Source organism: Mesorhizobium sp. M7A.F.Ca.CA.003.01.2.1 (genome assembly GCF_003998945.1).
Taxonomy (GTDB): Bacteria; Pseudomonadota; Alphaproteobacteria; order Rhizobiales; family Rhizobiaceae; genus Mesorhizobium; species Mesorhizobium ciceri.
Map to the genome: position 1 here is coordinate 1 of NZ_RZRA01000345.1, position 5,256 is coordinate 5,256.

A 5,256-nucleotide genomic window follows, 5' to 3' on the forward strand; every position below is an offset into this window, starting at 1 on the left:
ATCGCGGTCGTGCTCGGCTTGTTGTCCGCCATCGGCCCGTTCGCCATCGACATGTATCTGCCCGCGCTGCCGTCGATCGGCGCCGATCTGCATGCCGGCACCGCTGCCGTGCAGATGAGCCTGTTGATCTTCTTCCTGTCGATGGGCTTTGGCCAGATCGTCGTCGGGCCGATCTCCGACATGGTCGGCCGCAAGCTGCCGCTCTACGGCGGCCTTGCGCTGTTCATGGTCGGCGGCATCGGTTCGGCAATGGCGCCGACCATCGAATGGCTGATCGCTTTCCGCTTCCTGCAGGGGCTTGGCGCCAGCGCCGGCATGGCCGTTCCGCGCGCCATCGTGCGCGACCTGCATACCGGCAATGAGGCTGCCAAGCTGATGTCCTTGCTGATGCTGGTATTTTCGGTGTCGCCGATCCTGGCGCCGCTGACCGGCAGCGTGATCATCGAGAATTTCGGCTGGCGTGCCGTGTTCTGGACGGTGACGGGCGCGGCTCTGCTGGCCACCATCCTTCTGGCGACCTCGCTCAAGGAGACGCGGCCGGTGGAAGATCGCGCCGGGTCCTCCTTCGGCACCGCGCTGTCGGCCTACCGCTTCCTGATGGGCGACCGTAACTTCCTCGGCCTCACGGCGATTGCCGGCTTCGGCATTGCCAGCTTCTTCGTCTATCTGTCGAGCTCGTCGTTCATCCTGATCGACCATTACGGCCTGTCGCCTTCGGTCTACAGCGTGTTCTTCTCGATCAACGCGGTCGCCTTCATCGGCATGTCGCAGATGACGGGGCTGCTGGCCGAGCGCTTCGGCCTGAGGCGCGTGGTGCGCGTTGCGGTGACCGGCTATGCCACGACGATGGTGGTGCTGTTCGCGGTGATGGCGACGGGCATCGACCGGCTCGACGTGATGGCGGCGCTGCTGTTCGTCGGCTACGGCTTCCTTGGTCTGGTCATTCCGACCACGTCGGTGCTGGCCATGGAAGAGCATGGCCAGATTGCCGGCACGGCGTCAGCGCTGATGGGCACGCTGCATTTCGCCATCGGCGCACTGGCCATGGGTGTTGCCGGCGTGTTCTTCGACGGTACGCCGCTGCCGATGGTGGCCGGCATCACGCTCTGCGCGGTGATTTCCTTCACGCTGGCCAAGGTCACGCTCGGCCGCTCTCGCGAGGCCGTCGAGGCGCCGGCCGAGTAGTAGACTTTCGATGAGAACGAAGGGGCCGGCTCATGCCGGCCTCTTTGCCATTGGGCGCGGACAGTTCCGTCCGAAAGGCGTTGACGACGCCCGGTTTCGGCTGTAGCAGCGATGGTCATGATGATCGCAACGGCTCTCGTGGTGGTAGGAAAGCGCATGGGCAGGATGGTGTAACCATCCGGCGATAGCCACCCATGCGCGGTAAACAGGCTCCTGACGGGGCCTTTTTTTATGCCCGAAATCCGGGCGATGCCCCGTCAATCATCCTCATCACGCAATACACCACGGATCAGAACCATGACGGGCGAGAACCCTATTCAAACCGCGAGCAAGCGCATGACAGGCGCGGAGATCGTTCTCCATGCACTCAGAGACAATGGCGTAGAGCATGTCTTCGGCTATCCTGGCGCCGCCTTGCTGCCGATCTACGACGAGATATTCCAACAGGATGACATCAAGCATATCCTCGTGCGCCATGAGCAAGGTGCGGGCCATGCCGCCGAAGGCTATGCACGGTCTACGGGCAAGGTCGGCGTCATGCTCGTCACATCCGGTCCAGGCACGACAAATGCGGTAACGCCACTGCAGGATGCGCTTATGGATTCGGTGCCGATCGTCTGCCTGACAGGACAGGTGCCGACAACGCTGATCGGCTCCGATGCCTTTCAGGAATGCGACACGGTCGGCATTACGCGGCCCTGCACCAAGCACAATTCGTTGGTCAAGGACGTCAACGAACTGGCGTCAACGATCCACAGGGCTTTTCACATCGCCAAGTCCGGACGACCGGGACCTGTCCTCGTCGACATGCCAAAGGACGTCCTGTTTGCCACCGGCGTGTACACGCCGCCCTCGGATGCTGCTGCACTGAAGAGCTGTCGGCCGACGGTGGAGAGCGACATCAACGAGATCGGCAAGGCGATAGAGTTGATGGCCAATGCCCGTCGTCCAGTCATTTATACCGGCGGTGGCATCGTCAATTCCGGCATGGAGGCATCGAGACTGCTGCGGGAGCTTGTCGAACTGACTGATTTCCCGATCACCTCGACCCTCATGGGGCTTGGCGCATATCCGGCATCCGGCAAGAACTGGCTGAAAATGGTCGGCCTGCACGGATCGTACGAAGCGAACATGGCCATGCATGAGTGCGACGTTATGCTCTGCATCGGCGCCCGCTTTGACGATCGCGTGACTTCGCGCGTGGAGGCTTTTTCACCGAGCTCAAGGAAGATCCATGTCGATATCGATCCGTCCTCGATCAACAAGACCGTCCGTGCCGACGTCGGCATTCAGGGCGATGCCGGCAAGGTGGTGGACAGCCTGGTTCGCTCATGGCGTGCGCTGCCGCAAAACCCTGACAGAAGACGCCTCGACGAATGGTGGAAACAGATCGCGCGCTGGCGCGGGCGCAACTCCTTCTCTTACGAAATGAGCAACGAGGTGATCATGCCGCAATACGCGGTCGAGCGTCTCTACGCGCTGACGAAGGATCGCGACACCTACATTACGACCGAAGTTGGCCAGCATCAGATGTGGGCGGCCCAGTTCTACGGTTTCGAAAAGCCGCGTCGCTGGATGACGTCGGGCGGCCTTGGTACGATGGGCTATGGCTTGCCGGCGGCATTGGGCGTGCAGATCGCGCACCCGGAAAGCCTTGTCATCGATATTGCCGGCGACGCATCTGTCCAGATGACGATGAAAGAGATGTCGGCGGCGGTTCAGTACAATGCGCCTATCAAGATATTCATCTTGAACAACTCTTACATGGGCATGGTTCGCCAGTGGCAGCAAATGCTTCACGGAAACCGCCTGGCGCATTCCTATTCCGAAACTTTGCCCGATTTCGTCAAACTGGCTGAAGCGTTCGGTGCGGTCGGCATACGTTGTGAGAAGCCGGCCGACCTCGATGATGCGATTCAGGAAATGATCGATGTAAACCGGCCGGTGCTCTTCGACTGCCGTGTTGCCGAACTCGCCAATTGCCTTCCGATGATCCGGACGGGCAGAGCCCATAATGAGATGCTCTTGCCCGGCGAGACCTTCGCCAGTGCAACCGATGAGATCGGCCAGGGACTGGTATAGACCCCAGAGCGGGATGCATTCGAATTGAATAGTGCATCCCGCTCGATTGCGTCCGACTTCAAGGCTACACCCCGGTTTGCGCCAGCACGAAGCGCAGCCGCGCCTCGACGGGGGCCAGCGGCAACGGAACCATCTCATAGCCCAGTTCCGTATAGACGCCGACCAGCGCATGGTGGGTACGCTCGGCCTCGTCGAGCGTATGCCTGCGCTCTTTGTCCTGCGCGAAGATCTCCGGCCAAAGCGGGGCGACGAAGACGCGCCGATGATAGCGGAAGCGCTCTGCGGCAGCGTGGGCGTGTTCGGGTATCGGCAGGCCGCTCAGGCTGAGATAGCCGAGCGTGTCCGGAACGCCTCGATCGAAAAAAACAGGACGCCCGGTCTGTTCTAGCGCAATTTGATACGAGCGCATCTCCCATGACAGCATCAACTCGGCAAACAGGGCGCGATCGTGCCAGGGCAAAGCGGGTCCGCCAATGGCGGACTGGTCGCGGATAATACCACGCCCGGCTTCGACCGAGGCGGCAAAGCCTGCCCGGCGCAGGGCTTCGATCAAGGTGGTCTTGCCGGAGCCGGGACCGCCGGTCAGCACAAAAAAGCGATCGGAATCGTTTTGCATGTTTTGTCCATGGAGAGGGAGCACGCGGCAGGGCGCGTTCGCGGCGGAACTGCCGTCGCGCATGCTGGATATCCGAGGAGGGGAGAAGTGGAGGTTTCTGTTGCCAGGTACCTCCGAACCCCGCCTAGAAGTGCGAACCTCTAGGGCTTGATTTGAAGCTATCGCACCGCTTACGCGGCGAGACGTGCTTCCGCATAGTTGTCATTTGCAACTACAGGTTTAGCCCGATGACGGTGGTACCATGCCGGGCAAAAGTACGATCTTTACACCTTCGTCGATCCTATTTCGCCCCCAGCAAAAACCGCTCTGTCGTCAACAGCGGCTTTTGGTGGAGGCGCCGGGTACCGCCCCCGGGTCCGAACGGCTTATTTCATCGCCCATTTATCGCCATAGTCGGTCAAGCCGACAAACCGAATATAGGGGGCGATCGCAGGAAATGAAAGGCCGCAATGGCACTTTGTCCCCGTGTCAAAACCGCAAGTCCGAAGGGTTGACTTGAGCGCGGTCTCAACCGAAGCTTTGCCCCGGTGAGGAGTTACCGACATAGCGCACAAGTTGCAGCAGCGCGCCACAGCCCTCATCGATCGGATCCGTGGCGCCGACGAGGGGAATTTTGATGGCCGACTATCTTGCAGACGTGAAGAAATACGATGCCTCGGCGAGTGCCGACGTGGTCGACAAAATCGTGAAGCATCTTGGCATTGCGCTTCGGAACCGCGATTCCTCGCTGGTGTCTTGCACCGATCCGAAGGAACTGGAGCGCGTCAAGGCTGGCTGGGTTGCCAAGAAGCTCGGCATATCGGACGACAGCAAGGCCGACGCTTCGATCGAGAAGGTCTGCAAGGCGATGGCCGCCGACAACACCAAGAACCGGGTTACCTTCTACTACCTGGTTGCCAAGGACCTGGGTAAACTCGGCTCCCTCTGACGGCCGCGCTTCAATTCGCCGGGCTGGCGCGGTCCATGCGCCAGCCGGTGATGTTGTTGGGGACTGACTGGCTTCGGGCATAGCTTGCGCGCTGCTTTGTGGTGTTCGATCGCCCGTCTGTCAGTTATGATGGCTGGACAACCGAATCGAGCCGGAACCGATGCGCCAGTATCTCGACCTCCTGCAGCACGTGCTGGACAACGGCGCCGACCGCGGCGACCGCACCGGCACCGGAACGCGCTCCGTCTTCGGCTACCAGATGCGTTTCGACCTGGCGCGCGGCTTTCCCGTCACCACAACCAAGAAGCTGCATCTCAAGTCGATCATCCATGAGCTTCTGTGGTTCCTGGCCGGCGACACCAACATCAAATATCTCACCGACCATGGCGTCTCGATCTGGGACGAATGGGCCGACGAGAATGGCGATCTCGGCCCGGTCTACGGC

Annotated in this window: 5 protein-coding genes and 1 other RNA gene; 4 read left to right on the forward strand and 2 right to left on the reverse strand. The window is 60.9% G+C overall.

Annotated features, from left to right (window positions below; all coding sequences use genetic code 11):
* Nucleotides 1-1,185: multidrug effflux MFS transporter (locus EN969_RS15620; protein ID WP_245467446.1), on the forward strand; the 1,185-nt coding region annotated here is incomplete at its 5' end.
* A gap of 297 nt (nt 1,186-1,482) precedes the next feature.
* Entirely contained in the window at nt 1,483-3,267 is a 1,785-nt protein-coding gene (locus tag EN969_RS15625; protein ID WP_063168283.1) for an acetolactate synthase 3 large subunit, read from the forward strand.
* Between the two features lie 64 nt (nt 3,268-3,331).
* On the opposite strand, the gene EN969_RS15630 is transcribed toward EN969_RS15625, so the two are convergent.
* Nucleotides 3,332-3,883 carry an AAA family ATPase gene (locus tag EN969_RS15630; RefSeq protein ID WP_199489657.1) on the reverse strand — a complete coding sequence of 184 codons (552 nt, stop codon included), beginning with the start codon at nt 3,881-3,883 and terminating at the stop codon, nt 3,332-3,334.
* Between the two features lie 86 nt (nt 3,884-3,969).
* Nucleotides 3,970-4,329: a transfer-messenger RNA gene (gene ssrA, locus EN969_RS15635) on the reverse strand.
* Between the two features lie 170 nt (nt 4,330-4,499).
* Between ssrA and EN969_RS15640 the strand changes: the two genes are divergently transcribed.
* Together EN969_RS15640 and thyA are read left to right on the forward strand one after the other, a co-directional pair.
* Nucleotides 4,500-4,811, forward strand: coding sequence for a DUF2853 family protein (locus EN969_RS15640; protein WP_013531020.1), 312 nt, complete (start codon nt 4,500-4,502; stop codon nt 4,809-4,811).
* Between the two features lie 160 nt (nt 4,812-4,971).
* The coding region (gene thyA, locus EN969_RS15645; protein ID WP_127419231.1) for a thymidylate synthase at nt 4,972-5,256 on the forward strand (285 nt) is incomplete at its 3' end.

Excerpts from the sequence above, each read along its gene's own strand:
- EN969_RS15625 (WP_063168283.1), top strand. The coding sequence starts at position 1,483 with ATGACGGGCGAGAACCCTATTCAAACCGCGAGCAAGCGCATGACAGGC.
- EN969_RS15630 (WP_199489657.1), bottom strand. The coding sequence starts at position 3,883 with ATGCAAAACGATTCCGATCGCTTTTTTGTGCTGACCGGCGGTCCCGGC.
- EN969_RS15640 (WP_013531020.1), top strand. The coding sequence starts at position 4,500 with ATGGCCGACTATCTTGCAGACGTGAAGAAATACGATGCCTCGGCGAGT.